Annotated in this window: 25 protein-coding genes; 11 read left to right on the top strand and 14 right to left on the bottom strand. The window is 64.7% G+C overall.

The features are described from left to right. Positions 1–35: 35 nt before the first annotated feature. Positions 36–1232: a glycogen synthase gene (gene glgA / locus Q8Z05_RS18655; protein WP_305941045.1), complete on the bottom strand. Its 1197-nt coding sequence runs from the start codon at positions 1230–1232 to the stop codon at positions 36–38. A gap of 101 nt (positions 1233–1333) precedes the next feature. On the opposite strand from glgA, the gene glgC reads away from it, so the two are divergent. The 3 genes from glgC to Q8Z05_RS18640 all read left to right on the top strand — a co-directional run bounded on the left by glgC (position 1334) and on the right by Q8Z05_RS18640 (position 4804). After that, the gene (gene glgC / locus Q8Z05_RS18650; protein ID WP_305941044.1) at positions 1334–2731 is read left to right on the top strand and encodes a glucose-1-phosphate adenylyltransferase; all 1398 of its coding nucleotides are present in this window, start codon (positions 1334–1336) and stop codon (positions 2729–2731) included. A 66-nt stretch (positions 2732–2797) separates the two neighbouring features. Further along, a complete protein-coding gene (locus tag Q8Z05_RS18645; protein ID WP_305941043.1) occupies positions 2798–4249 on the top strand; it encodes an SDR family NAD(P)-dependent oxidoreductase in 1452 nt (483 codons plus the stop codon). 90 nt (positions 4250–4339) lie between these two features. After that, a complete protein-coding gene (locus Q8Z05_RS18640) occupies positions 4340–4804 on the top strand; it encodes a pyridoxamine 5'-phosphate oxidase family protein (RefSeq protein ID WP_305941042.1) in 465 nt (154 codons plus the stop codon). Between the two features lie 45 nt (positions 4805–4849). Here the strand turns inward: Q8Z05_RS18640 and Q8Z05_RS18635 are convergent, their stop codons facing one another. Beyond that, positions 4850–5293 (bottom strand): universal stress protein, encoded by a 444-nt coding sequence (locus Q8Z05_RS18635; RefSeq protein WP_305941041.1) that lies wholly within the window; start codon positions 5291–5293, stop codon positions 4850–4852. Between the two features lie 271 nt (positions 5294–5564). Here Q8Z05_RS18635 and Q8Z05_RS18630 point away from each other — a divergent pair, with 271 nt between their 5' ends. Then, positions 5565–6329 (top strand): response regulator, encoded by a 765-nt coding sequence (locus Q8Z05_RS18630; protein ID WP_371745884.1) that lies wholly within the window; start codon positions 5565–5567, stop codon positions 6327–6329. Here Q8Z05_RS18630 and Q8Z05_RS18625 read toward each other — a convergent pair. Then, entirely contained in the window at positions 6326–8023 is a 1698-nt protein-coding gene (locus tag Q8Z05_RS18625) for a GAF domain-containing sensor histidine kinase (RefSeq protein ID WP_305943627.1), read from the bottom strand. The two genes, Q8Z05_RS18630 and Q8Z05_RS18625, sit on opposite strands and share 4 nt — an antisense overlap. A gap of 156 nt (positions 8024–8179) precedes the next feature. Here Q8Z05_RS18625 and Q8Z05_RS18620 point away from each other — a divergent pair, with 156 nt between their 5' ends. Next, complete coding sequence (locus Q8Z05_RS18620) at positions 8180–8665, top strand: pyridoxamine 5'-phosphate oxidase family protein (RefSeq protein WP_305941039.1); 486 nt, start codon at positions 8180–8182, stop codon at positions 8663–8665. Positions 8666–8697: 32 nt separating this feature from the next. On the opposite strand, the gene Q8Z05_RS18615 is transcribed toward Q8Z05_RS18620, so the two are convergent. The 3 genes from Q8Z05_RS18615 to Q8Z05_RS18605 form a co-directional block, all read right to left on the bottom strand. Further along, the gene (locus Q8Z05_RS18615; RefSeq protein WP_305941038.1) at positions 8698–9549 is read right to left on the bottom strand and encodes a transglutaminase family protein; all 852 of its coding nucleotides are present in this window, start codon (positions 9547–9549) and stop codon (positions 8698–8700) included. After that, complete coding sequence (locus Q8Z05_RS18610) at positions 9546–10472, bottom strand: alpha-E domain-containing protein (protein WP_305941037.1); 927 nt, start codon at positions 10470–10472, stop codon at positions 9546–9548. Before Q8Z05_RS18610 ends, Q8Z05_RS18615 begins: the two co-directional genes overlap by 4 nt. Positions 10473–10553: 81 nt before the next feature. After that, entirely contained in the window at positions 10554–12110 is a 1557-nt protein-coding gene (locus Q8Z05_RS18605; RefSeq protein WP_305943626.1) for a circularly permuted type 2 ATP-grasp protein, read from the bottom strand. A 114-nt stretch (positions 12111–12224) separates the two neighbouring features. On the opposite strand from Q8Z05_RS18605, the gene Q8Z05_RS18600 reads away from it, so the two are divergent. Both Q8Z05_RS18600 and pepN read left to right on the top strand, forming a co-directional pair. Beyond that, positions 12225–13397, top strand: coding sequence for a YeiH family protein (locus Q8Z05_RS18600; protein WP_371745883.1), 1173 nt, complete (start codon positions 12225–12227; stop codon positions 13395–13397). Between the two features lie 85 nt (positions 13398–13482). Continuing rightward, the gene (gene pepN, locus Q8Z05_RS18595) at positions 13483–16110 is read left to right on the top strand and encodes an aminopeptidase N (protein ID WP_305941036.1); all 2628 of its coding nucleotides are present in this window, start codon (positions 13483–13485) and stop codon (positions 16108–16110) included. Between the two features lie 51 nt (positions 16111–16161). On the opposite strand, the gene Q8Z05_RS18590 is transcribed toward pepN, so the two are convergent. The 5 genes from Q8Z05_RS18590 to Q8Z05_RS18570 form a co-directional block, all read right to left on the bottom strand. Beyond that, positions 16162–17271, bottom strand: coding sequence for a lipoate--protein ligase family protein (locus tag Q8Z05_RS18590; RefSeq protein WP_305941035.1), 1110 nt, complete (start codon positions 17269–17271; stop codon positions 16162–16164). A 93-nt stretch (positions 17272–17364) separates the two neighbouring features. After that, the gene (locus Q8Z05_RS18585) at positions 17365–17622 is read right to left on the bottom strand and encodes a type B 50S ribosomal protein L31 (protein WP_028267311.1); all 258 of its coding nucleotides are present in this window, start codon (positions 17620–17622) and stop codon (positions 17365–17367) included. Between the two features lie 136 nt (positions 17623–17758). Next, complete coding sequence (locus tag Q8Z05_RS18580; RefSeq protein WP_305941034.1) at positions 17759–18568, bottom strand: TrmH family RNA methyltransferase; 810 nt, start codon at positions 18566–18568, stop codon at positions 17759–17761. A 75-nt stretch (positions 18569–18643) separates the two neighbouring features. Further along, complete coding sequence (locus Q8Z05_RS18575; protein ID WP_305941033.1) at positions 18644–19429, bottom strand: sulfite exporter TauE/SafE family protein; 786 nt, start codon at positions 19427–19429, stop codon at positions 18644–18646. 18 nt (positions 19430–19447) lie between these two features. Next, positions 19448–20233, bottom strand: a complete 786-nt coding sequence (locus tag Q8Z05_RS18570; RefSeq protein WP_305941032.1) for an ABC transporter ATP-binding protein — start codon at positions 20231–20233, stop codon at positions 19448–19450. A gap of 133 nt (positions 20234–20366) precedes the next feature. Between Q8Z05_RS18570 and serB the strand changes: the two genes are divergently transcribed. Continuing rightward, entirely contained in the window at positions 20367–21260 is an 894-nt protein-coding gene (serB, locus tag Q8Z05_RS18565; RefSeq protein ID WP_305941031.1) for a phosphoserine phosphatase SerB, read from the top strand. A gap of 104 nt (positions 21261–21364) precedes the next feature. Here serB and Q8Z05_RS18560 read toward each other — a convergent pair whose 3' ends face one another. The 3 genes from Q8Z05_RS18560 to fabG all read right to left on the bottom strand — a co-directional run bounded on the left by Q8Z05_RS18560 (position 21365) and on the right by fabG (position 23599). Continuing rightward, on the bottom strand, positions 21365–22126 hold the full coding sequence (locus Q8Z05_RS18560; RefSeq protein WP_305941030.1) for an SDR family oxidoreductase: 762 nt from the start codon (positions 22124–22126) through the stop codon (positions 21365–21367). A 184-nt stretch (positions 22127–22310) separates the two neighbouring features. Beyond that, entirely contained in the window at positions 22311–22727 is a 417-nt protein-coding gene (locus Q8Z05_RS18555; RefSeq protein WP_305941029.1) for an Hsp20/alpha crystallin family protein, read from the bottom strand. Positions 22728–22873: 146 nt separating this feature from the next. Further along, on the bottom strand, positions 22874–23599 hold the full coding sequence (gene fabG, locus Q8Z05_RS18550) for a 3-oxoacyl-ACP reductase FabG (protein ID WP_305941028.1): 726 nt from the start codon (positions 23597–23599) through the stop codon (positions 22874–22876). Positions 23600–23739: 140 nt separating this feature from the next. On the opposite strand from fabG, the gene Q8Z05_RS18545 reads away from it, so the two are divergent. Genes Q8Z05_RS18545 through Q8Z05_RS18535 form a run of 3 tightly spaced genes read left to right on the top strand, consistent with a single transcriptional unit; the run spans position 23740 to position 25295 of the window. Continuing rightward, positions 23740–24171, top strand: a complete 432-nt coding sequence (locus Q8Z05_RS18545) for a DUF3099 domain-containing protein (protein ID WP_371745882.1) — start codon at positions 23740–23742, stop codon at positions 24169–24171. Continuing rightward, positions 24168–24428 carry a hypothetical protein gene (locus Q8Z05_RS18540; RefSeq protein WP_305941027.1) on the top strand — a complete coding sequence of 87 codons (261 nt, stop codon included), beginning with the start codon at positions 24168–24170 and terminating at the stop codon, positions 24426–24428. The genes Q8Z05_RS18545 and Q8Z05_RS18540 overlap by 4 nt, the downstream gene beginning before the upstream one ends. Continuing rightward, positions 24429–25295 carry an SURF1 family cytochrome oxidase biogenesis protein gene (locus Q8Z05_RS18535; protein ID WP_305941026.1) on the top strand — a complete coding sequence of 289 codons (867 nt, stop codon included), beginning with the start codon at positions 24429–24431 and terminating at the stop codon, positions 25293–25295. The last annotated feature ends 52 nt before the right edge of the window (positions 25296–25347 follow it).

The raw sequence follows: 25347 nt of genomic DNA, 5'->3' as shown, positions 1-25347 counted from the left end.
TTACCGGGAGCGGCGCCGTCGTTGTTTATTCCGAATCAGGCAAGGACCGAGCGGTACACCTCGAGGGTGGTTTCCGTAATGGACTCCCAGGAGAAGTGCTCCTCCGCGCGGCGCCGCCCCGCCTGGCCCATGACGCGCGCCCGCTCGGGATCGGACACCACTTCGGTGAGGGCAGCCGCGAACTCGTTGACGAACTTCTCCGGATCCAGCGGCGTTCCGGTACCGTCGGTGACCTGCTCCAGCTCCACCAGCAGTCCGGTTTCACCGTGCTGGACAACCTCGGGGATCCCGCCGGTGGCGCTTGCCACGACGGCCGCGCCGCAGGCCATGGCTTCCAGGTTGACGATGCCCAGGGGCTCGTAGATGGAAGGGCAGGCGAACGCGGTTGCGTGGCTGAGCACCTGGATCAGTTCATTGCGGGGCAACATCCGTTCAACAAGGACGACGCCGGTGCGCTGGCTCTGAAGTTCCTCGATGAGGCGGGCGGTTTCCGCGGCGAGTTCCGGAGTGTCCGCCGCGCCGAGGCACAGGACAAGCTGGACGTTGGCCGGCAGTTTCGCGGCAGCACGGAGCAGGTAGGGAACGCCCTTCTGGCGCGTGTTGCGGCCTACGAATACGACGCTGGGCAGTTCAGGATCGATTCCCAGGGCGCGGATGGCGTCATCGCCTTCGTCGCGGGTCCAGAGTTCGACGTCAATGCCGTTGTGCACCACGCGGACCTTGGCCGGATCGACTTCCGGGTAACTGCGCAGAATGTCCTGGCGCATTCCTTCGGAGACCGCGATGATGGCTGCCGCGGCCTCGTAGGCGGTCTTTTCCACCCAGGACGACAGGGCGTAGCCACCGCCGAGCTGCTCGGCCTTCCACGGACGCAGCGGCTCCAGGCTGTGGGCGCTCAACACGTGCGGGATGCCGTGCAGCAGCGACGCAAGGTGGCCCGCCATGTTGGCATACCACGTGTGCGAATGCACAAGGTCCGCCCCCGCAATGTCCGGCACGATCCGCAGATCCACTCCGAGCGTCTGGACGGCGGCGTTGGCCGCACCCAGATCCTCCGGAACGGAGTAGGACGTCACCTTCGCCCCGTGGTAGTCGGGATCCCGGGGCGCCCCGAAGGCCCGCACCTGCAAATCCACATGCTTGGCCAGCACACGGCTCAATTCGGCCACATGGACCCCGGCGCCGCCGTAAATCTCGGGCGGGAACTCTTTAGTCACAATGTCTATTCGCACGATACCCAAGGTAGTCCTTACGGCGTATCTGTTCTAGTGTGAAGGAGTCCGGGCGTGCCGGACTTTTGGGGAAGATACGAAGGCGTACAGGAGCGACCACCATGCCGTTGAATAAGAAAGTCCTGGCTATTGTCCTCGCGGGCGGCGAGGGTAACCGTCTGATGCCATTGACGGCTGACAGGGCCAAACCCGGCGTGCCTTTTGCCGGAAGCTACCGGCTGATCGACTTTGCGCTGTCCAACCTGGTGAATTCCCGGTATTTGCAGATTGTGGTGCTTACGCAATATAAATCCCACAGCCTTGACCGGCACATTTCCGAAACGTGGCGAATGTCCACCCAGTTGGGAAACTACATTGCCTCCGTCCCCGCACAGCAGCGCGTCGGCAAGAGCTGGTTCCTTGGTAGCGCCAACGCCATTTACCAATCCCTGAACCTGATCCATGACGCCAACCCCGACATTGTGGTCGTGGTGGGCGCAGACCACGTCTACCGCATGGATTTCGCCCAAATGGTGGAACAGCATGTTGCAAGTGGCGCCAAGGCCACCGTGGCCGCGGTCCGCCAGCCCCTGAACATGGCAGACCAGTTCGGCGTGATCGAGGTGGACCAGAACGATCCCCAGAAGATCGCGGCCTTTGTCGAGAAGCCTTCCTCGACCCCCGGCCTTGCCGCCGACCCGACGCAGTTCCTGGCGTCCATGGGAAATTATGTGTTCGATGCCGATGCCCTGGTGGACGCACTGCACGTGGATGCCGAGCGACTCGACACCAAGCACGACATGGGCGGGGACATCATCCCGTACTTCGTCAACAAGGGCGAAGCGGGCGTCTACGACTTCACGCTGAACGATATTCCGGGTTCGACGGAGCGGGACCGCACGTACTGGCGCGATGTCGGAACCATCGACTCCTTCTACGACGCCCACATGGACCTTATTTCGCCGATGCCGGTCTTCAACCTGTACAACTCGGATTGGCCCATTTACACCCGGCAGAGCATTTCACCGCCGGCAAAGTTCGTTCGCGGCCAGGGAAACACCGTAGGTACGGCCCTCGACTCGATCGTGGCCAGCGGCGTAGTGATCTCCGGCGGCATCGTGGAGGGTTCGGTCCTGTCCAACGACGTCTACGTGGGCACCTCGAGCCGTGTGGTGGATTCGGTGCTCATGGACAAGGTCCAGATCGGCGAGGGTGCCGTGGTTCATCGTGCCATCATCGACAAGAACGTCAAGGTGCCCGCCGGTGCAGCCATCGGGCTGGATCCCGAACGTGACCGCGCCCGCGGCTTCAAAGTCACGGACTCGGGCATTACGGTGCTGTCGAAGGGCCAGGAAGTCCCGGAGCCGGACGAAGCTGAACGCGCACTGTCGGCGGCCAACCTTCATTTGGTCCCCAACGCGATTAAGGCAGCTACCGAAAACTACCCGTCTGCGCGGGACTCCGTGGCCAAGGTGGGAGAAGCCCACGCCGCGGCACTGGGCGTGACTGTCACCGACTAAGGGCTATCCGCCACCGCTGAACCTTGACGGCAGGCCGCGGGATTCACAGGCTGTAAAATTGGACCAATGAACACCCCCGATTTGACGCCTGAGGACATCCAGGCCTGCGTCAAGGTTCTCAACACCATCCATGCCTACGACGAGGAACACCCTGACTACGTCTCGGTACGCCGCGCCACCGGCAAGATGTTCAAGGCTGTCAAACGCCACCGCCGGGTCACCAAGCGGGACCTGATCGCGGAGTCTGACCGCGCCGTGATCGCACAGACGGCAACGGCTGCTCCCGACCGCATCGATGACGAAACGCGCGGGAACAAGCTGGAGGCTTCAGCAACGGGCAAGGTCGCCGGGCACCTCATCAGGTCGCGCCCCTGCTACATCTGCAAGAACCACTACACGCAGGTTGACGCCTTTTACCACCAGCTGTGTCCTGAATGTGCCGCATTCAGCCACAGCAAGCGTGATGCGCGCACGGACCTCACAGGCCGCCGCGCGCTGCTTACCGGCGGCCGCGCGAAAATCGGCATGTACATCGCACTACGGCTGCTCCGCGACGGAGCACACACCACCATCACCACACGGTTCCCGAAGGATGCCGCGCGTCGCTTCGCGGCGATGGAGGACAGCGGGGACTGGCTCCACCGGCTCAGGATTGTGGGCATCGACCTCCGTGACCCCTCCCAGGTGATGGCCCTGACCGACTCGCTGGACGCTGCAGGACCGCTGGATATCATCATCAACAATGCCGCCCAGACTGTCCGCCGGTCCGGCAACGCCTATAAGCCGTTGGTCGATGCCGAGGACGAACCCTTGCCGGCAGCCCTTGAAGCGGCCAACGGCGGGCCGGAACTGGTGACCTTCGGCCACGCCCATGACAAGCACCCGCTTGCCCTGGCCAGCAGCGTCATGGAGCACCCGGTCCTGGCCGGGGACGCCATCACCTCCCTTGCCCTCTCGACAGGGTCCGCATCGCTGGAACGGATTGCTTCCGGAACGGCCATCGACGCCGGCGGCCTGGTTCCGGACCTCGCCACGATCAACAGCTGGACCCAGGTGGTGAACGAAGTGGATCCGCTGGAAATGCTGGAGGTGCAACTCTGCAACGTGACTGCACCCTTCCTGCTGGTGAGCCGGCTGCGGGCTGCCATGAAGCGCTCCACCGCGCACCGCAAGTACATCGTGAACGTCTCCGCCATGGAGGGGCAGTTCTCACGCGCCTACAAGGGCCCGGGCCACCCGCACACCAATATGGCCAAAGCCGCGCTGAACATGATGACCCGCACCAGCGCGCAGGAAATGCTGGATTCCGACGGCATCCTCATGACCGCGGTGGACACGGGGTGGATTACGGACGAGCGGCCCCACTACACCAAGGTCAGGCTCATGGAGGAAGGCTTCCACGCGCCGCTGGACCTCGTGGACGGTGCAGCCAGGGTCTACGATCCGATCGTCATGGGCGAAAACGGCGAGGACCAGTACGGCGTCTTCCTCAAGGACTATAAACCGAGCCCCTGGTAGACACATCTCCTCTAGCAGGGTCTTTGCGGGTGCCGCTACGGGCCTAATGGCCCTAATGGGCGCCCGGGTGGGACCGTAACGTGGGTTTACATGAACGAGATGTCACCGCCTGAGGGCCAGCTGTCCATTGACCAGTGCTGGGTTATGCTCGACACCGAGACGGTGGGGAGAATCGCCCTGATAGTCGATGCACACCCGGAGATTTTCCCGGTTAATTTCGTGCTCCAGCGCCGCAGCATCGTCTTCCGGACAGCGGGCGGAACCAAGCTCTGGGCAGCCATGACGTCCAAACCCGTGGCTTTCGAAATCGACGGCTACGACGCCCACGAAGAGATGGCATGGAGCGTGGTTGCCCGTGGCGAAGCAGAACTGATTGAAACCCAGGACGAAAAGGACGAAGTGGATGCCCTGTTCCTGGAACCATGGCAGCCCGGAGACAAGGACTACTACGTCCGTCTTGCGCCCAAGGCACTGACCGGCCGCCGGTTCAAGGTCAAGAAGCCTGACCTGTGGACCACCCGGCTGTCCGATCCCCGGCGCGCCGCCTTCGAGTAGCGGGCCGCTTTGGAGTGAGTCGCAGGGCCGGAGCCGACTCCTGAATCACCGCTTTTCGGGGGTGTGCACCACCAGGACCGGGCAGTGGGCATGGGCAACGCAGGCAGAGCTCACCGAGCCCAGCAGGAGGCCACCGAAGCCGCCGTGGCCGCGTCGTCCCACAACCAGCATGTCAGCAGTCCGGCTCGCCTCAATGAGGGTATGCCTTGGGCGTCCCTGCACGAGCCGGACCTCGACGTCCTGCGGCGTTTCCGGACCGAAGGCCTTCTCCACAGCTTCCTGGAGGATCTCCCCCGCACGCACATCGAAGTCATCGATCCCCATGGCCACGTAGCCGTCGTACACAGGCGGGTAATCCCAGCACCCCATTGCGACAACCTGCGCTCCGAGCTGGCCTGCGAGGCCGTGGGCCTGTTTCAGGGCTTCCACGGACGCATCCGAACCGTCGACGCCCACTACGATCGTACGGGCGTCCCTGGACTCATTCATGGCTTCCCCTCTCGAGGGCGGCTGTCAGGGCAGGACCGACGGGCACGCCGGCAGGTGTCCTTCAAGGATGTGGGCGGGGTCCGGCCGTCGGTAGGGCCTAAAGTCATGCTCCGCTGGGTCCAAGGACCCTTGCAGCACTTAGCGCCGTCAACGAGAATTGCAGAGCCGGATGACGGAAACCGGGTCCAGACAGCGATAATGGGATCTGCACCGCACCGGCAAGCTGGTTGCGGACCGATTATGGCAGCTCCGGCCGCCGGACAGGAGGACCATGATTCCTCGGGCAGACCAAGGCCACTCCGCTCAGGACATGCACACTGACCTGATCCGTGTGTTCATCCTCGATGACCACGAACTTGTCAGGCGGGGGCTCCAGGAGCTTCTTGAAGGCGAGGGTTTCCAGGTCGTGGGAAGCTCAGGGTCCGCTGTCGAGGCTACGCGCCGCATTCCCGCCCTGCATCCGGATGTGAGCGTGCTCGACGCCCGCCTTCCGGATGGAACGGGAATCGAAGTCTGCCGCGACGTGCGTTCCGTCGACCCCAACCTGAACTGCCTCATCCTGACAAGCTTTGACGATGAGCAGGCACTGCGCGGTGCGGTCCTCGCCGGCGCCCGCGGGTACGTCCTCAAAGAGATCGGCGGCACCGACCTGATAGGGGCAATGCGCCGTGCCGCGGCCGGTGAGTCACTCTTCGACGACGGTGTGGCGGCGAGCATCGTCGAGAGCCTGGTAGCGCCCCAGCAGGTGGATCCGAGGATCGCCGGGCTCACGCCTCAGGAACGACGCGTCTTGGAACTCGTGGGCGGCGGCCTCACCAACCGCCAGATCGCGGCGGAAATGTTCCTGGCGGAGAAGACCGTGAAGAATTACGTGTCCTCGCTCCTGGCAAAACTGGGCTTTGAACGGCGCACGCAGGCGGCTGTGTATATTGCCAACAACGCGATGTCGGCCCCGTCAGCGACAGGGCATTCCGGCGCCGCCCATTCAGCGTCGGCCCACGCCGCCGGGACCGATTCGGACGGACACCGGCGCTAAAGGGGGACTGACCACTCCAGGCTGGTTCCCGCGTCCGGCGTGCCGGTGATGGTGCATGTGCCATTCAGCATTCTGGCCCGATCCTCCATGTTGCTGAGTCCGTTGCGTTTCGATGAACCGTTGAATCCGCGGCCATTGTCCGTGACCAGGACCGTCATCCTGCCGCTCAGGGCGGACACGGACACCTCGATCGAGTCTGCCCCCGAATGCCGGACGGCGTTGCTGAGCCCTTCGGTCACCACGGCCACCACATGCTCGGCCTTGTCCGGGAGAACCGAGTCCACCGGACCTTCCAGGTTAAGGCCGGGCGTAAACGGCATTGACTTGGCAGCACTTCGTGTGACACGCAGGAGCCGCCCGCTGAGCAGTTCAGTGTCGTTGGGGCCGGTTTTGAGCGAGTAGATAGTGTCCCGGAGGCTGCGGATGGCTTCGTCGAGCTCCCCGGTGATGGCGCGGATGCGCTCAAGGGCAAGATCTTCCTTCGTGAAGCGGTTCAGGCTCTGGACGCTGAGGCCGGCAGCGAACAGCCGCTGGATCACGAGGTCATGCAGATCTCGGGCGATGCGGTCGCGATCGGTAAAGACCAGAAGCTCTTCCCGCAGCCGGTGGACCCTGGCTAGTTCAAGCGCCAACGCGACGTGTGACCCGAAGACAGCACCCATCTCCACGTCGGTTCGTCCGTAGGGCCCGGCTCCCGCATCCCGGACAAGGAGCAGCAAGCCGTGGTGCGCGCCCTGTGTACTGAGGGCCACGGCAAGGAGCGGACCGGCAACAGTCCCCGCCAGCACCCCCAGAACGTCGGCGGCATTGTCCACAAGCATAGGCTCGCCTCCTTCGAGCACGCCCTGGAGTGCCTCCGAATCCATGGACAGAGGCAATCCGGAGAACAGTTCCGCGTCCGTGCCGTCCGCCCCGGCAACGATGTAGCCGGGGCCGTCGTGTCTGGGCTCCACAATCAGCGCAAGCCGGGAACCGGATTCCCGCAGCGCCCGTCCGGCAATGGGATCGAGGCCGTCCGACGACGTGGGATCGGTGCCCAGCATCAGCCCTGACACATCCATGCAGGCTTCCAGCCATTGCGCACGCCGCCGGGCGTCGTCGTAGAGCCGCGCGTTCTCAATGGCGACGCCGGCAGCGGCCGCGAGGGCAACAGCAAGCTCCTCATCCTCCACCGTGAAATCGCCGCCGCCCTCCTTCTCCGTCAGATAGAGGTTTCCAAAGACAACGTCGCGTACCCGGACGGGTACGCCAAGGAATGACTGCATGGGCGGGTGGTGCTTGGGAAAGCCGTATGCTTCGGGATGGCTCCGCAGGTCATGGAGCCGCAACGGCCGCGGATCCGAGATCAGTAAGCCCAGGACGCCATGACCGGTGGGGAGGGGTCCGATCTTCTTGGCGAGTTCGCCGTCGATACCAACGGTGATGAAGTGGCTGAGTGCACGGTCGTCCCCGATAACACCCAGTGCCCCGTAGCGGGCGCGCAGCAACTGGCAGGCTGACTGGACAACCCGCTCCAGGACGGCATCGAGGCTCAAGTCCTCTGCGACGGCCACAACCGCTTCAAGAAGGCCGCCCATGCGCTCCTGGAACTGGAGGAGTTCACCGGCCCGGGAAACGAAGTCCTTGAGCAGGTCTTCGATCCTCGTGCCGCTGGCTGCCGTATATCGTCCGGGACCGTCGCCATCGGCATGCATATCCACAACCCACTCCTGACCGCGCCCGTCCGCTCCGGCGTCGTGAGGCCAGAATACCGTTAAGGCCTTCATCCTGGGGTCGAAACCTTGCGTGTGAGGCGGCAGGGGTCCTTGGGCCCTAGTTTTCCGGACGTTTCCTCGCTTAGGCTCGGCGTCATGAGCACTGATCGGAAACCGGGGGCTGACCACCCGCACGAAGTCGAAAACCTTGACAACCACGAATGCTGGCGCCTGCTGAGGAGCGTCTCGGTAGGCCGGCTGGCTGTCTGGGTCGAGGACCACCCGGATATCTTCCCCATCAATTACAAGGTGGACCACGGAACGCTGGTCTTTCGCACGGCCGACGGCACGAAGCTGCAGGCGGCCACCGGTGATACACCCGTGGCCGTGGAAGCCGACGGCGTGGACGCGGACACCGGCATCGCCTGGAGCGTCGTGATCAAAGGGCAGGCCGCCCCGGTCAAGAACCCGCAGGAGGTTCTGGACACGGTTGGGCTGCTTCTCTTCCCCTGGCAGGCCGGGAAGAAAGAACACTTTGTCCGGATCACCCCGGACACCGTTACCGGCCGGCGCTTTAAGGTCACTCCCCCGTTGACCTGGTGGACACCGCTGGACGACGCCACCCGGTCCGGGTACGAGTAAACGGGTACGCGTAAGAAAGCTGTGCCGCCTGGCTACGCCAGGCGGGTGATTTCCACGCTCACGTTCAACGCGGAGCCGCCGCCTCCGGACAGGATGCCCTTGAGCGGCGGCACATCCCGGTAGTCGCGGCCCCGTGCCACGGTGACATGGAAGTCACCGGCCGGCTTGTGGTTGGTCGGATCCCAGCTGCGCCATTCTCCGTCCCACCACTCCAGCCACGCATGGGACTGGCCGGCCACCGTCTCACCGATGTCCGCCGTCGAACGCGGGTGAAGGTAACCGGAGACGTAACGGGCCGGAATTCCACAGCTTCTCAGCGCGCCGATGGCGAGGTGCGCCAGATCCTGGCAGACCCCCTGGCGCTGGCCCCAGGCCTGTGCCGCGTTGGTCGTAACCCCGGTTGAGCCTTTCATGTAGGTCATTTCGCCGCGCATCCACTCGAAGATGGCCATGGCGGCCCCGTGGGGGTCGCGGCCTTCGACGATCCCAGGGATGATGCCGAGGACTTCGACTCCGGGACCGCTCAGCCGGGACTGCGGGATCCAGTCACTGAACTGGTTGAGCGTCTCAGGTGCCTGCAGTACGTCCCAGGCAACGATGTCGCCATCAGCCGGCACACGCTCCACACGGTGCACTTCTACGGTGGTGGTGGCGACCACCTCCAGGTACTCGTGGGGCATCTGCATATCGAAGGCAGTGACCCGCGTGCCCCAGTAGTCGCGATAGCTGCTGATGGCGGCCTGCGACGGCGCAACCTTCATGGACGACTCCAGCACCACCTGCTGCGGATCGGTCAGCGGCGTCATGCGGGCTTCGTTGTAGGACAGCGTGACACGCTTGTTGTACTTGTAGCCGGTCTTGTGGATGATACTCAGCCGGGTCATGAAACTTCTCCCACCCAGGCAAGTTCGTCCGCCTGATTGAAGTACTTACGGGAAATGGCGTCTGAAGCCTGCGACACAGCCTTCTGGACGCGCTCCATGTGCTCCGGCAATTCGGACATGAGGTCGTCCGTGCGGTGGAACTCCAGGAAGGTGCGGGCCTGGCCCACGATCCGGCGTGCGTCGTTGATGAAGCCGACACGCTGCGCGGAGGGGTCCAGCTTCGCCAGGCACTCGTCCGCGTCCCGCAGTGCGTAGACGATGGAGCGGGGGAACAGCCGGTCCAGGAGCAGGAACTCGGCAGCGTGCTGGTCCCCGAAGGCAGCCCGGCGCGTCCGAAGGAACGACTCGTAGGCTCCGGCGCAACGGAGCATGTTGACCCATGACATGCCGGCAGAGAGCACATCGCGGGTTGAGAGCATGCGGGCCGTCATGTCGGCACGCTCCAGGGAACGTCCCAGAGCCAGGAACAGCCAGCTGTCATCGTGGCTGACGGTGGTGTCCGCCAGCCCGCTCACCATGGCGGTGCGTTCCAGCACCCAGTGGCAGTACCGGTAGGTGCCCACTACGTCCTTCCGGTGCTGGTTCAGGCCGTAATACGTGGTGTTCAGGCTCTCCCAGAGCCCGGAGGAAACCGTCTCGCGGGCACGGCGGGCATTCTCGCGGGCGGCACCCAGTGATCCGGCGATCGACGTGGCGCTCTGTTTGTCGTAGGCGAGGGCGTGCAGCAGCTCCTCAAGGCCGAATTCGTCACCCTCGGGCCGGGCTCCCATGACTGCCAGGAGTTCCCGGGCGACGTTGTCGCGCTCCTCCGTGGGCAGATGGTTGAGCCGCTCAAGGTGGACGTCCAGGATGCGGGCAGTGCCGTCCGCCCGCTCCACATAGCGGCCGATCCAAAATAGGGACTCGGCAATACGGCTAAGCATTTGCGGCTACCTCCTGCGGGTCCGAAATCTGCGTGAACATAAAAGGCGAAACTAAGGCGGGCTGCGCCAGCGCGCGGCGGCTCACTGCTGCTGCTCCGTCTGGCGGTCGCGCCAGTTGCTTTCGACCGGCCACACCGAAACCCGCTCGCGGACGGTGATGGACGGCCTCGGCAGGAGTTCCACCGGAACCTGGGGAGAGTCAGAGAGCACCCAGGTGTCCTTGGACCCCCCGCCCTGGCTGGAGTTGACGATCAGCGACCCCTCCTTGAGGGCCACCCGGGTCAGTCCGCCGGGAAGCACCCAGACGTCGTCGCCGTCGTTGACGGCAAACGGCCGCAGGTCGACGTGCCGAGGGCCAAACTTATCACCGCTGAGCGTGGGAACTGTAGACAGCTGCAGGACCGGCTGGGCAATCCAGCCGCGGGGGTCGGCGATGACGCGCTTTCGCAGCGCTTCGAGTTCGTCCTTGGACGCATCGGGCCCGATGACCAGGCCCTTACCGCCGGAGCCGTCCACCGGTTTGACGACCAGTTCGTCGAGCCGGTCCAGGACGTGCTCACGCGCTTCCTTTTCCTCCAGCCGGAACGTGTCCACGTTGGCAATGACGGGCTCTTCGTTGAGGTAATAGCGGATGAGGTCGGGCACGTAGCTGTACACGAGTTTGTCGTCAGCGACGCCGTTGCCCACGGCATTGGCGATGGTCACGCCGCCGGCGCGGGCGGCGTTCACCAGGCCGGGGCAGCCGAGCATGGAATCTGCCCGGAACTGCAGCGGATCGAGGAAGTCGTCATCGATCCGCTTGTAGATGACGTCAACGCGCTGTTCGCCGGCAGTGGTCCGCATGTACACCCGGTTGCCGCGGCAGATCAGGTCGCGGCCCTCCACTAGCTCCACGCCCATAAGGCCGGCAAGCAGGGTGTGCTCGAAGTACGCGCTGTTGAACACGCCGGGGGTCAAGACAACCACCGTCGGGTCGTCCACGCCGGACGGTGCCGTCTTGCGGAGCGCGGACAGCAGCCGGCGCGGGTACTCCTCCACCGGGCGGATCAGTTGCTGGCCGAACGCTTCCGGCAGGCCCTTGGCCATGGCACGTCGGTTTTCCAGAACGTAGCTCACGCCGGACGGCACGCGCACGTTGTCCTCCAGTACCCGGAAGGTTCCCGCAGCGTCACGGACGACGTCGATCCCTGAGATGTGGACGCGGACGCCGCCGGCCGGCTCGAAGCCGTGAACCTGGCGGTGGAAGTGGGCGCTGGTGGTGACAAGCTGGCGCGGGATGACGCCGTCGGCAACCACGGTCATCTTGTCGTAGACGTCGTTGAGGAAGGCCTCCAGCGCACGGACCCGCTGCGCGACACCCTTTTCCAGGACAGTCCACTCATCCGCAGGAATCACGCGGGGCACGATGTCGAGGGGGAACGGCCGTTCCTCACCTGCGAAGTCAAACGTGACACCGCGGTCCAGGAACGTCCGGGCCATGGAATCGGCGCGGGCGGTGACATCGGTGAGGGAAAGCTCCCGAAGGGCCCCTGCGACCTGCCCGTAGGACTTCCTGGCTTCTTGGCCTGGGGCAAACATCTCGTCGTAGGCACCGGTGCGTTCGGCGGCCTCGGAGTAATCCTGGAATAGGTCAGACATGGTCATTAGCCAACCACCTTTTTGTTTCGAATTCATTACTGGTGCCCATTGTGGCGTGTTGGCGCCACGCCCTCCGGTTCGTGTTTTTCCGCACTGTTCCGGCAAAGTATGTGAGTGCCATTGCCCAGATTCCCCGCCGCCCGCCAGGGACGGATCGTCGCACGGATCCCACCCCTGCTGCCGGGACTACTCACTGCCGTTTTCGCCGTCGGGGTGGCCTTTACCGTACACGCAATGGTGCCTGTCCTGCCTGCCATGACCGTTGCCGTCGTCCTGGGCCTGCTCGCAGCGAACCTTCCCGGCACGGGAACCTGGGCTGCCGGGCGGGGGCGCGCCGGCCTCGACTTCGGCGGCAAGCACCTGATGCGGGCCGGCATTGTGTTCCTGGGACTGAAGGTCAGCGTCATGGACATCCTTGGGCTCGGCTGGCAGTCGCTGCTGCTGATTACCGGGGTGGTGCTGGTGAGTTTCGCAGGGACCTACGGGATATCGCGGATGTTCCGGCTGACCCGTGACGCGTCGCTGCTGATTGCCACGGGCTTCTCCATCTGTGGCGCCTCTGCCATTGGTGCCATGGCTGCGGTCCGCAGGATCCGGCATGCGGACACCGTCCTGCCGGTGGCGCTGGTAACCCTGTGCGGCACGCTGGCCATCGGCGTCCTGCCGCTCCTCCTGCACCCGCTGCAGCTCACCCCGGAGGTGTTCGGTGCATGGACCGGCGCGTCGGTGCACGACGTCGGCCAGGTGGTGGCCACAGCGCAGACCGCAGGAACCGGAGCCCTGGCGATCGCCGTCGTCGTCAAGCTGACAAGGGTGATCCTCCTGGCCCCCATGGTGGCCGCCGCCGGCGTCCACCAGAGGACGGCCATGAGCCGCGCGGCAGGGAACAATACCCGGAAAAGCGCCCGGAACAGGGCTGGGAACGGGTCCCGGACCGATACCGGCCCGGGCCCGGGCGGGGCGGGACAGCCGGGGCCGACCGATCCGGCAGCCGAAGCCGACGGCGCCGAGCTCCGCCTGCCGCCGGTTGTGCCGCTGTTCGTCATCGGCTTTGTGGCCATGGTGGCCGTGCGGTCGACCGGCTGGCTGTCCCCCGGCTGGCTGGAGGCGGCGGCCGCCGTGCAGGACCTGCTGCTGGGCATGGCGCTCTTCGGCCTGGGCTCGGCAGTCCGTGTGCAGACCCTGCTCCACACCGGTGCCCAAGCACTGCTGGCAGCCCTTGCGGCCTGGCTGCTTATCGCCGCGCTGGGCCTTGGCGCCGCCGTCCTGATCATCCAGCCGCACTGACACCCGCACTGGCCACCCGAGCTCCTCACTTGAACGGACCATTCGGCCGCGCCGATGACCGAGCGGCCCATGATTCAATAGCTTGGTGTCGAATGAGAACCTGCAACGCGAAGAAGCGGCAAATCGCTCAGCCCTGATCACCACCCACAGCTATGACGTGTCCCTCGACGTCCGCCAGGCCCGGGATCCGGAGGTCACCGGCTATACCAGCCGCAGCGTCATCAACTTTTCAGCGCGGGAACCCGGCGGAAACACCTTCCTGGACTTCATCAGCGGCGATGTGCACAGCGTGTTCCTGAACGGCAAGGGGCTTTCGGTCGCCGACGTGGTGGTCGGGTCCCGCATCCGGCTGGAGAACCTGCAGGCCGAAAACCAGGTCACTGTCACCGGCACGGCCCTCTACAGCACCTCCGGCGAGGGCATGCACCGCTTCTTCGATCCCGCGGACGGCAAGTGCTACCTGTACACCCAGTACGAACCGGCCGACGCCCGGCGGGTGTTCGCGAACTTTGAACAGCCCGACCTCAAGGCGGAATTCACCTTCCACGTGATGGCTCCGTCCGACTGGGAGGTCGCCTCCAACGGCGCCGAGGCGGACCGCACCCAGCTGACGAGCGACCCCGCAACAAGCCGGTGGGACTTCTCGCCGACGCGGCAGATGTCCACCTACATCACCACAGTGCTGGCAGGGCCGTACTTCAAGGCCGAGGACCACTGGAGCGGCACTCTGGCGGACGGCTCCGGGCTGGAGATTCCGTTGGCGCTCTACTGCCGCCGCTCGATGGCGGCATCATTCGACACCGCGCACCTGTTTCAGCTGACCAAGCAGGGCCTCGCCTTCTTCAACGACCTTTTCGACTACCCGTACCCCTGGGGTAAATACGACCAGGCGTTCGTGCCCGAATACAACCTCGGCGCCATGGAGAACCCCGGGCTCGTCACTTTTACGGAAAACTACGTCTTTACGTCCCGTGCGGCCGATTCCCAGTACCAGGGACGGGCGAACACCCTGATGCACGAAATGGCCCACATGTGGTTCGGCGACCTCGTGACCATGCAGTGGTGGAACGACCTCTGGCTCAAGGAGTCCTTCGCCGACTACATGGGCACGCTGGGTGTGGACAGCGCCACGGACTGGGACACGGCCTGGGTGACCTTCGCCAACAACCGGAAAGCCTGGGCCTATGTCCAGGACCAGCTGCCCACCACCCACCCGATCGTCGCGGACATCCCGGACCTCGAGGCGGCCAAACAGAACTTCGACGGCATCACCTACGCAAAGGGCGCATCCGTCCTCAAACAGCTGGTGGCCTACGTCGGATTTGAGGCGTTCATCGCCGGCTCCCGCCGGTATTTCAAGGACCATGCGTACGGCAACACCACGCTCGCAGACCTGCTCGCCGCGCTCAGCGAGGCCTCGGGCCGCGACCTGGGGCTGTGGGCCCGCCAGTGGTTGCAGACCTCGGGTATTTCCACCATCACTGCCCACATCGAGGAGCACGACGGCGTGCTGGGCAAGGTGGTCCTCGTCCAAGACGCGGTGGACCCTGCCACCGGACGGCAGGAACTGCGTCCGCACCGCCTCCGGATCGGACTCTACGATTTCGACACTGATGGCTCGCTGGTCCGCATGGACAGCGTGGAAACGGATCTGGGCGGGCACGCCACAGAGATCCCGGAACTGGACGGCAAGCCGGTTCCGGCGCTCCTGCTGGTCAACGACGACGACCTCAGCTATGCGAAGGTCCGGTTTGATCCGCGTTCCGAAGCGACCGCACGCGAGTCCCTTGGCGCCCTGCGGGATCCCATGGCGAGGGCACTCTGCTGGACGGCGCTCTGGGATACGGCCCGCGACGGCGCGGCACCGGCGGACCGTTATGTGGCCGCGGTGGAAAAATTCGGTCCCGCCGAAACGGGCATCGGCGTCCTGCTGAATATTCTGGGCAACGCCTCAACCGCCATTGACCGCTATGTCCCGGTGGCAGAACGGGCAGCAGTCCGTGGCAGCTTCCTGGACGCGGCCGCGCGGGAGCTTGCCGCCGCAAAGCCTGGTTCGGACCACCAGCTTGCCTGGGCTCGGACCCTGGCCACCACCAGCCGCCAGGCAACAGGCCGACTGGACCTGGTGCGGGGAATCCTGGACGGGACCACCGTCATTGAGGGGCTTGCGGTTGACCCGGAACTCCGCTGGAGCCTGTGGCACGCCCTGGCAGCCAACGGGCAGGCAACGGAGGCCGAGCTCGACGCGGAACTGGCCCGCGACACTACGGCGTCGGGCCGTGCCGGCCACGCCACGGCCCTCGCATCCCGGCCGGACGCCGCCGTCAAAGCCGCCGCGTGGGACGCAGCCGTCCAGGGCACCGCGCTTTCCAACCAGCTGCTCAGCGCCACGATCACAGGTTTCAACACGGCACCCGACGGGCTGCTGGACCGGTTCGTGGCACCGTACTTCGGCTGCCTGGAACGCGTCTGGGCGGAGCGCAGCATCGAGATCGCCAGCAGGATTGTCCGCGGGCTCTATCCAGCAGGACAGGATCTGGACGGCGCCAGCCCGGACAGCCATGCCGTGATACTCCAGACGGACGGCTGGCTCACACGGCATCCCGCGGCACCGCGGGCGCTGCGCCGGATCATCATCGAGCAGCGGAGCCACCTGCACCGTGCCCTCATTGCACAGGCAGCGGCCGCAAAAGCACGATCGGTTGCTCCGTAACTGCCGTTTAGGCCGCTCAGAACGGCGCTTGCGGAGCAGTCGATGAAAATCCTAAGGCACCCGGTGCAGCCACTGCGCGGTGCCGAACTTGGCTGCCACGCGGTCACGGGCGGCGGCAAGTTCCGTGTCCGTGAGGACGGAGGGGGTTGCCCCGTAGCGGCCGGTGAAGACGTCCATCATGGCCTCCACGATGTCCTCCCGGGCCAGCCCGGTCTGGCGGCGCAGGGGATCCACCCGCTTCTTGGCACTGGTGGTGCCCTTGTCCGAAAGCTTTTCCTTGCCGATCCGCAGGACCTCCACCATCTTGTCGGCGTCGATGTCGTAGCTCATGGTGACGTGGTGCAGCATGCCGCCGTTTGCCAGCCGCTTCTGGGCAGCCCCGCCGATCTTGCCGTGCTCCGTGGCGATGTCGTTGAGCGGGAGGTAGAAAGCACTAATGCCCAGTTTCTCCAGCGCAGCCATGACCCAGGCGTCGAGGAAGGCGTAGGAGTCCGCGAAGCTGATGCCGTCGACCAGGGTCTGGGGAAGGTACAGCGAGTAGGTGATGCAGTTGCCCGCTTCCATGAACATCGCTCCCCCGCCGCTGATCCGGCGTACCACGCTGATGCCATGGCGTGCCACGCCCTCAGGATGGACCTCGTTGCGGACGGACTGGAAGCTGCCGATCACCACGGACGGTTCCTCCCAGTCCCAGAACCGTAGCGTGGGATTGCGGCGTCCGGCCCCCACTTCCTCAGTGAGCACCTCGTCGAGGGCCACATTGACGTGAGTCGGCAGCACAGTCGGGGCAATCACATTCCAGTGGTGGTCCGCCCAGCCGGTGGCCTTCGCCAGCGCCCTGCGGACGGCGATGGCCACGGCATCGGCGGAGAATCCGAACAGGACGGCGTCTTCGGGAAGGCCGGCGGACACAGCCGCGGAGATATCTGCGGCGTCCGTTGAGTCCGGGAGGCCGGTCAGGGCGCGGTTGATGTCCAGCAGCGCTTCATCGGGTTCCAGGAAGAAGTCGCCGCTGACCGAAACATGCGCCAGATGTCCGTCCACGACGTCGAAATCCACCACAACGAGCTTGCCGCCCGGAACCTTGTACTCACCATGGCGGCGGGCGCCGTCGTCGTGCGTGCCATCCGCCGGGCCTGCCTCAAAAGGAGGGAATGTCATGTTTCCCATCCTGCCCCAAAAACGCGAAAAGCCCGCACCCTCCGGAAGTTCCGGAGGGTGCGGGCTTTCCCAATTGACCTTGGGGAGAAGTTGTTACTTCTTGCCGCCGAAGCCCTTGAAGCGAGCGTTGAAGCGCTCGACGCGGCCTGCGGAGTCCATGATGCGCTGCTTGCCCGTGTAGAACGGGTGGGACTCGGAGGAGATTTCGACGTCGATGACCGGGTAGGTGTTTCCGTCTTCCCACTCGATGGTCTTCTTGGAAGACACGGTGGACTTGGTCAGGAACTTGACGCCGGAAGCCAGGTCGTTGAATACAACAGCTTCGTACTTCGGGTGGATATCAGACTTCATAATGGGACCTTTGTTCGCACAACTGGATTTTGCCAGTTGCCAGGTATGAATGGGATGGCCGGCAGAATGTACCGGACGGCCAGCTATCAATCATAGCGGAAAACCTGCGCCTTCGCCGCCTGCCAACTGCGGGGCGTCAGCCTTTCGGGCGCAGTTCCCAGAAAGCGACGGCGGACGCCGCCGCGACGTTGAGCGAGTCGACTCCTGCGCGCATGGGGATCTTGACGGCAAGGTCGACGGCGGCGAGGGTGTCGGCGCTCATTCCTGCGCCCTCCGTGCCCAGCACCAGCGCGAGTTTGTCCGGATTCCGGGCCGCTAGTTCGTCGAGGTCCACGGCGTCCCCGGTCAGTTCCAGGGCAGCCACCGTGAATCCCTGTTCCCGGAGCGCCCCAAGGTCGGCCGGCCATGACTCCAGGCGCGCCCACGGAACCTGGAACACAGTGCCCATGCTCACGCGGACGCTGCGCCGGTAAAGCGGGTCGCCGCAGCGCGGAGAGACCAGCACGGCATCCACGCCCAGGGCGGCAGCGGACCGGAAGATCGCGCCGACATTCGTGTGGTCCACGATGTCCTCGAGGACAGCAACCCGCCGGGCGCCGGCGAGGAGTTCGGGAAGCGGTACCGGAGCCGGCCGGTGCATCGCCGCCATGGCGCCGCGGTGCAGATGGAATCCAGTGATTTCTTCCAGCAAGGCGGCGCTGCCGACGTAGACCGGAACGTCCGGAAACCGGTCGAAAACGTCGGCAAGGTCAGCGAGCCATTTCTCGGCAAGGAAGAACGACCGTGGCACATGGCCGGCGGCCAGGGCACGCCGGAGCACGCGCGAAGATTCGGCGATGTACATGCCTTCCGCGGGTTCGCGCACTTTGCGGAGGTGGACGTCCGTCAGGCGGGTGTAGTCGGAAACGCGTGGATCGTCAGCGGATTCGAGATAGTGGAAAGTCACTGGAAGCCATTCATTGGGGCGGGTGGTCCATCGGGCACGGGGCTCTGGGCACAGGCGCCGGTCACGGGGCGCCGGTCACTTGAAGAGGTTCGCGATCATGAAGCCCAGCGCCACGAGGCCCAACGCAAAGATGACTCCGCGCAGGACCGGCGGGGAAAGCCTCCGGCCGACTTTCGAGCCGATGACGCCGCCGATGAGCGAACTCACGGCGATGATCCCCACGACTGTCCAGTTGATGCGCCCGAATGCGAACAGCAGGTAGGACACTGCCGCCACGATGTTTACGCCCAGGACGAGGATGTTCTTCATGGCGTTGGCGTTCTGGATGGTTCCCGTCATGAACACGCCAAGGATTCCCACCAGGAGGATGCCCTGGGCTGCTACGAAATAGCCCCCGTAGACGCCGGCCAGGTAAACCAACACGATCAGCAGCACGCCGTGGCGTTTGTCCCTGATGGCATGTTCCGGGTTCGCCTCCCGGTTGCGGACCCACTGCTGGAGCCGGGGCTGGAAAACCACCATCAGCAGGGCCAGCACAATCAGGGCGGGAGCGGCGTAGTGGAAGACCTTTTCCGGCAGATGCAGCAGCAGCCAGGCGCCGCTGATGCCGCCCAGCAGGGACGCAGGCAGCAGCCGCAGGAGCTGCCTGCCCCGGCCCGCGAGTTCCTTCCGGTACCCCCACGCACCCGCGGCGTTCCCTGCCACCAGCCCCATGGCATTGCTGATGGAGGCTGTTACCGGGCTAATGCCCAGTGCGATAAGCACGGGGAACGTGACCAGGGTGCCCGAACCCACAACACTGTTGATGGTTCCGGCCCACAGCCCCGCGAAGAAGATGAAGACGCCGCTGAGTAACTCCACGCTCGCGTGACCGCCGGGTCAGCGGCGGGCGGTGGCCGTGTAACGTCCCGCGTTGACCGTTACATCGAGGGGCAGGCCGAAGGTCTCGCTGAGGTGCTCGGCTGTCAGGACGTCGGTGATGGGGCCAGCGGCAACCACTCCGCCGTCGCGCAGCAGCATGGCGTGCGTGAACCCCGGCGGAACTTCCTCAAGATGGTGGGTCACCAGGACCATGGCCGGTGCTGCCTCGTCCTTGGCTAGCTCTCCGAGTTTGTGGACGAGTTCCTCGCGGCCGCCCAGATCGAGGCCGGCGGCAGGTTCATCGAGCAGCAACAGCTCGGGATCGGTCATGAGGGCGCGGGCGATCTGGACCCGTTTGCGTTCACCTTCGGACAGGGTGGCGAAAGTCCTGTTCAGTAGCGGGCCCATCCCCCAGTCGTTGAGGAGGCGGAAAGCCCGCCGCTCGTCGTCGCGCTCGTATCCCTCGCGCCAGCGGCCGGTGACGCCGTAGGCGGCGGTGACCACGACGTTGAGGACATTCTCGTTTTCCGGAATCTGGGTGGCGAGGGCGGCCGAAGAGAGGCCGATGCGGGGGCGGAGTTCAAAGACGTCAACCCGGCCCAATATCTCGTCAAGAATTCCTGCCGTGCCGCTGCTCGGATGCATCCGGGCGGCCGCGATCTGAAGAAGAGTGGTTTTGCCGGCGCCGTTGGGGCCGAGGATCACCCAGCGTTCGCCTTCGTTGACCTGCCAGTCAACCTTGTCCAGCAGGGTCTTTTTACCTCGGACAACGCTGACGGCGTCCAATTCCAGAACATCACTCATAGGAGTAGACACTAGGACAAAACGGGGTCCGACTGATAACTGATACACCGCCCCACGGCCCGCCGTCGGCAACTGCAATAGGCGGAACGAAACGAATTCGGGCACAAGGTGGGCGCTGGCTAAGATTGCAGCCATGAGTTCGAACGTGACTGCGGTCAGCTACGGCGTGAAATTGTCCCCTTCGGAACTGGAGCACCTCCGTTCCCTGCTGACTGGATCAGGGGCTTCTTTCTCCGCTGAATCCCGGACCGGCGACGCCCGCTTCGAGGTGTACACGGTGGACTTCGCCGTGGAATCCGGGACGGCTGCCGACATCACTGCGCTGCGTCATGAGGTGGCCTCCGCGGCCTTCGGCGGCATGGATACGGCCATCGTCCCGGCGTCGCTAAGGGAGGCGCCCCGGAAGTTCCTCATCATGGATGTTGACTCCACGCTGATCCAGCAGGAGGTCATTGAGCTCCTGGCCGCCTACGCCGGGAAGAAGGAAGAGGTCACGGCGGTGACCGAAGCTGCCATGCGCGGCGAGCTCGACTTTGCCCAGAGCCTGCACGCCCGGGTGGCGGTCCTCGCGGGGTTACCTGCCGACGTCGTCGATTCCGTCCGGGCCGAGGTGAAACTTACCGAAGGCGCCGCTGACCTCGTGGCGGCGTTCAAGGCCGCAGGCCACGCCGTGGCAGTGGTATCGGGCGGTTTCAACCAGATCCTGCGCCCCATAGCGGAGGACCTCGGGCTGGATTACTGGATCGCCAATGAATTGGAGATTGTCGACGGCGCACTGACGGGCAAGGTGCTCGGGGCGGTCGTCGACCGTGCGGCGAAGGAGAAGTACCTCCGCGAGTGGGCCGCCGCCGAGGGCATCCCCATGGAGCACACCATCGCGGTGGGCGACGGCGCCAATGACCTGGACATGCTCAGCGCGGCCGGAATCGGCGTCGCATTCAATGCGAAACCGGCTGTCCGCGCGGCCGCGGACGCCGCGGTCAGCCTGCCTTACCTCGACGCCGTGCGGCATATCGCCGGGGTCTGAGCATCAACTACTTCAGGCATTAACCGCGAGATGGCACGTCGCGGCAGTTGTTCCGAGGAACATTGCCGCGACGTGCCATCCCGGCGGACTGGCCGCCGGCGGTCCTAGCCGGCCTGGCCGGTGCCCTTGCCGAAGTAATCGGCACCGCCGGCGTACTCGGTGTGCCCGGTTTCGACGTCGGCAGTCACCATCCTGGCGATCTCGGCGGCGAACTCGGCGACTGAATACAGTTTGCCGGCCTCGGCACGGCGGGCTTCGATGGCACCCGGGTTGGAGCGGTCAAGCAGCGTGGCGGTCACGGTTCCCTCGATCATGTCGCCGGAAACCACAATGAACGAGATGCCTTTATCCGCAAGGTTCGGAATCAGGGCGCGCAGGGCGTCCTCGCCGGCGCGCTTGCTGCGTGCCACCGGCTCGTATTCGGGCATGGTGGGTACGGAATCGATGAAGTGGGCCTGGTGGCTGGTGACGAAGACCACGCGGGAGCCCTCCCGCATCAGCGGCACGGCGGCGTTCAGCATGTTGACCTGGGCATCACGGTTCAGCTTCAGCGCGTAGTCGTCTGCCATGCCCGATTCCATGCCGCCGGAGGCGTTGAGGACCAGAACGTCGAGTGAGCCGAAGTTCTCCATGGCGGCGCTGGCCAGCGCCTGGACGCCTTCCTGCGTGGTGAGGTCGGCACCGACGGCAACGGCGCGGCCGCCGGCCGATTCAATTTCGGTCACCACTTTGTTGGCCCGCGGGGCCTTCTGGCGGTAGTTCACTACGACGGCGGCACCTTCGGCTGCGAGGAGCTTGGCGACGTCGGCGCCAATCCCCCTCGACGAACCGGTCACAATGGCGGTCTTGTTGTCCAGCAATCCCATTCGAGCTCCTTTGTTACAAACGTCCAAAATCTGTGGGTCTGCCATCCATCATGCCAGCGGATGGGAACTTTTCAGTTGTTTGACGTCCACAAAGAAGCGGACCCGGCCTAGTTCCGGCAAGGCAGGGCGATGCTGGCCGGCGGGCTCGGGGAAGCACGCCGGGAAGCGGACTGACGGCGCCGACTCAGCCGTGGTCGATTTGGATCTTGCGCGTTCCGGTGGCCGGTGCCTGCTCGGGAGCCGGGGCACGTACTTCAAGCACGCCGTCCTTGTAGGAAGCGGTGACGTCTTCCTCCCGGGCGCCGGGGGGCAGCGAGACACTCCGTGAGAATGAGCCGTAACGGAACTCTGAACGGTAACCGCTCTTGCTCTTGTGTTCCGACTTTTCCTCGCGTTCCACTTTAATGTGCAGCATGCCGTCGGCCACGGAGACGTCAACGTCCTTCTCGGGTTCGATGCCGGGAACCTCGGCACGCACCACGAGCACGTTGCCGTCCATGAACTGTTCGACGCGGATTGACGACATTGTCAGGTCGCCGTCGAGAAACCGCCGAATCGGCTCAAGAACCTCGGACGGCGTCCATTTATTGAGATCGGCCATGATAGCTCCCTTGTGATTTTCTCCGCAGTTTGTGGCCGGTTCACACGCGGGACCGGCCGGTATGCCCATTACACACCCGCCGGAGGGGCGTGTAATGGGCAAAAGGTCCCTTCATGGCAAGGGGGTTTGGGGCATTTAGAGGAGGGCTAGTGTCCCATCCCCAGACCGCCGTCAACGGGGATGACGGCGCCGGAGATGTACGACGCTTCGTCACTGGAAATCCAGCGAACCACGTTCGCCACCTCGGCGGCTTCGGCGAAGCGCCCTGCCGGCACCTTGGACAGGTAGTCCTTCTGGGTGGCCTCCGGCAGTTCCGCCGTCATGTCCGTGTTGATGAAGCCAGGTGCGACGACGTTGGCGGTAATGCCGCGGCCTCCCAGTTCACGCGTCAGCGAACGGGCAATGCCCACCAATCCGGCCTTGGAGGCGGAGTAGTTGATCTGGCCGGGGGCGCCGTACAGCCCGGAAACAGAGGAAATGAGCACAACGCGGCCCTTGCGCATCCGGATCATGCCCTTCGACGCCCGTTTGATGACACGGAAAGCACCCGTCAGGTTGGTGTCGATGACGGACGTGAAGTCGTCTTCGCTCATGCGCATCAGCAGCGTGTCCTTGGTGATGCCGGCGTTGGCCACCAGTACCTCCACCGGACCGTGGGCGGCTTCGACCTCCGCGAAGGCGGCGTCCACGGAAGCCTCATCGGTGACGTCGGCCTTGACCCCGAGGATCCCCGCCGGAAGTGCAGCATCGCTGCGGTATGTCACGGCAACCTTGTCACCGTTGGCCAGGAAAGCCTCTGCGATGGCCAGTCCTATGCCGCGGTTGCCGCCGGTGATCAGAACGCTGCGGCCGGTTGATGCTGCTTCAGTCATAGTTTGCTCCGGGATTCTGCGGCACGGGGCACCGCTGTGAGGGGCTGGATTTTTACTGCCTCCGATCTTAGCCCCCGTTTGGGCGGCACTCGTGAGGGTGAGAGAATTGGGTTAAGCCTTGGGAGCGTGATCAAACAGCCGTGACACTTGCAAAACGACCCGGACCTTCGATGTCCGGTGATCCGGACGCCGCCTCCGGTGACGCCCAGGTGCACAGCATTACGGACGCCGCAACCGCCCACTCGGAAGAGATGCGGGGGCGGATGATCAAGTACGCCGTCGCGATGGGCATCCGCATGGTGTGCCTCATTCTCGTCTTTGTCGTTGACGGCTGGTTCAAGGTCATACCAATTGCCGGCGCAGTGTTCCTGCCCTGGATTGCCGTGGTCATCGCCAATGGAAGCGACAAGGCCGAGGTTCACAGCGACTACCTGCTGGACGCCGCACCGCTGGCAGAGCTCGAAGCGCCGGAATCACCGGCAGCCGGCGCAGACGAAAGGCCAACCGTACTCCAAGGTGAGGTCATTGAGGACGAAGACGATATCGACGGGCAGGAACGGGCAGCTTCATGAACATTTTTGACTTGGCCGGTGGCGACCCCGCCCCTGCCGAAACGGCCGCGCCCATGTGCTCCCGGAAAGCCTGCCGCTCCGGCGCAGCCTGGCAGTTGCTATGGAACAATCCCAAGATCCACACGCCGGAACGCCGCAAGACCTGGCTGGCCTGCGAGGAGCACAGGCTGTGGCTGGAAGACTACCTGCAGACCCGGGGCCTGTGGAAAGAGACTTTGCCGCTGGATCTTGCCCCTGTGGCAGACAGGGACAGCTGAATGTACCGCTTCCTCTTCTCCAGCAAATGGCTGGGTTACCTTCTGTTGGCTGCGATCTTTGCCACGGCCTGCGTCTTCCTTGGCCGCTGGCAGATGGACCGCAGGGCGGAAAGCTTAGCGGAAATCAACCGTGTCACGTCGAACTATTCGGCCGCTCCCCTGCCGTTCGCCGCCGTCGAGGCGCAGTTCTCCCGGTTGGATGCCGACAAGGAGTGGACCCAGGTGGAGATGAAGGGCCGCTACGATGTCGGCGGCCAGCGCGTGGTGCGCAACCGCCCGCTCAACGGCCAGCCGGGCTACGAAGTGGTGGTCCCCTTCAAACTCAATACCGGACAGACAGTGGTTGTGGACCGCGGCTGGCTCCCCATCGGCAACAACACGCCCGGACGCCCGGACGCCGTCCCGGAGCCGCCCTCCGGCGAGGTCACCGTTGTGGTCCGCCTCAAGCCAGGTGAGCCCGAACTGCAGCGCGGCGCCCCCGACGGGCAGCTTGCCTCCATCGATCTGCCGGCCTACGCCGCCCAGCTTGGCTACCCGGTGCTAACTGGCGCATACGGGCAGCTCGCCTCCGAGACGCCTGCTGCTGCGGCCATGCCCTATCCGTTCCCGAAGCCTTCCACCGAAGAAGGAACACACCTGTCCTATTCGCTGCAGTGGTTCGCCTTCGGCGTCCTGATGTTTATTGGCTTCGGCTACGCGGCGCGGCAGCAGGCCCGCAACGCGGAAATTGACGCCCAGGACGCGGAGGCCGACGGTACGCCCGAATACGCCATGGCCGCGGGCCGGCGCCGGCCCGCGCCCCGCAAGCGGAAAAACGCGACGGCCGAGGAAGAGGAAGACGCCATCCTCGACGCCCAGGGGTACTGATGTTCATTCGGTTTCGACGGCCAGTTGCGTCCGCTCCGACGGTTGCGTTGGC

The sequence above is a fragment of the Arthrobacter oryzae genome, assembly GCF_030718995.1.
GTDB classification, from domain to species: Bacteria; Actinomycetota; Actinomycetes; order Actinomycetales; family Micrococcaceae; genus Arthrobacter; species Arthrobacter oryzae_C.
The sequence above is the reverse complement of the archived record's forward strand: the minus strand, read 5'-3'. Positions and strand labels throughout refer to the sequence as shown.

What these genes read in the sequence shown, in the direction of transcription:
- Q8Z05_RS18615 (WP_305941038.1), bottom strand. Translation starts at nt 9,549, where the DNA reads ATGACCCGGCTGAGTATCATCCACAAGACCGGCTACAAGTACAACAAG.
- Q8Z05_RS18540 (WP_305941027.1), top strand. Translation starts at nt 24,168, where the DNA reads ATGAACATTTTTGACTTGGCCGGTGGCGACCCCGCCCCTGCCGAAACG.
- Q8Z05_RS18640 (WP_305941042.1), top strand. Translation starts at nt 4,340, where the DNA reads ATGAACGAGATGTCACCGCCTGAGGGCCAGCTGTCCATTGACCAGTGC.
- fabG (WP_305941028.1), bottom strand. Translation starts at nt 23,599, where the DNA reads ATGACTGAAGCAGCATCAACCGGCCGCAGCGTTCTGATCACCGGCGGC.
- Q8Z05_RS18625 (WP_305943627.1), bottom strand. Translation starts at nt 8,023, where the DNA reads ATGCATGCCGATGGCGACGGTCCCGGACGATATACGGCAGCCAGCGGC.
- Q8Z05_RS18605 (WP_305943626.1), bottom strand. Translation starts at nt 12,110, where the DNA reads ATGTCTGACCTATTCCAGGATTACTCCGAGGCCGCCGAACGCACCGGT.
- Q8Z05_RS18590 (WP_305941035.1), bottom strand. Translation starts at nt 17,271, where the DNA reads ATGACATTCCCTCCTTTTGAGGCAGGCCCGGCGGATGGCACGCACGAC.
- serB (WP_305941031.1), top strand. Translation starts at nt 20,367, where the DNA reads ATGAGTTCGAACGTGACTGCGGTCAGCTACGGCGTGAAATTGTCCCCT.
- Q8Z05_RS18630 (WP_371745884.1), top strand. Translation starts at nt 5,565, where the DNA reads ATGATTCCTCGGGCAGACCAAGGCCACTCCGCTCAGGACATGCACACT.
- Q8Z05_RS18535 (WP_305941026.1), top strand. Translation starts at nt 24,429, where the DNA reads ATGTACCGCTTCCTCTTCTCCAGCAAATGGCTGGGTTACCTTCTGTTG.
- Q8Z05_RS18620 (WP_305941039.1), top strand. Translation starts at nt 8,180, where the DNA reads ATGAGCACTGATCGGAAACCGGGGGCTGACCACCCGCACGAAGTCGAA.
- Q8Z05_RS18610 (WP_305941037.1), bottom strand. Translation starts at nt 10,472, where the DNA reads ATGCTTAGCCGTATTGCCGAGTCCCTATTTTGGATCGGCCGCTATGTG.
- Q8Z05_RS18585 (WP_028267311.1), bottom strand. Translation starts at nt 17,622, where the DNA reads ATGAAGTCTGATATCCACCCGAAGTACGAAGCTGTTGTATTCAACGAC.
- Q8Z05_RS18570 (WP_305941032.1), bottom strand. Translation starts at nt 20,233, where the DNA reads ATGAGTGATGTTCTGGAATTGGACGCCGTCAGCGTTGTCCGAGGTAAA.
- Q8Z05_RS18555 (WP_305941029.1), bottom strand. Translation starts at nt 22,727, where the DNA reads ATGGCCGATCTCAATAAATGGACGCCGTCCGAGGTTCTTGAGCCGATT.
- glgC (WP_305941044.1), top strand. Translation starts at nt 1,334, where the DNA reads ATGCCGTTGAATAAGAAAGTCCTGGCTATTGTCCTCGCGGGCGGCGAG.
- Q8Z05_RS18560 (WP_305941030.1), bottom strand. Translation starts at nt 22,126, where the DNA reads ATGGGATTGCTGGACAACAAGACCGCCATTGTGACCGGTTCGTCGAGG.
- Q8Z05_RS18645 (WP_305941043.1), top strand. Translation starts at nt 2,798, where the DNA reads ATGAACACCCCCGATTTGACGCCTGAGGACATCCAGGCCTGCGTCAAG.
- Q8Z05_RS18635 (WP_305941041.1), bottom strand. Translation starts at nt 5,293, where the DNA reads ATGAATGAGTCCAGGGACGCCCGTACGATCGTAGTGGGCGTCGACGGT.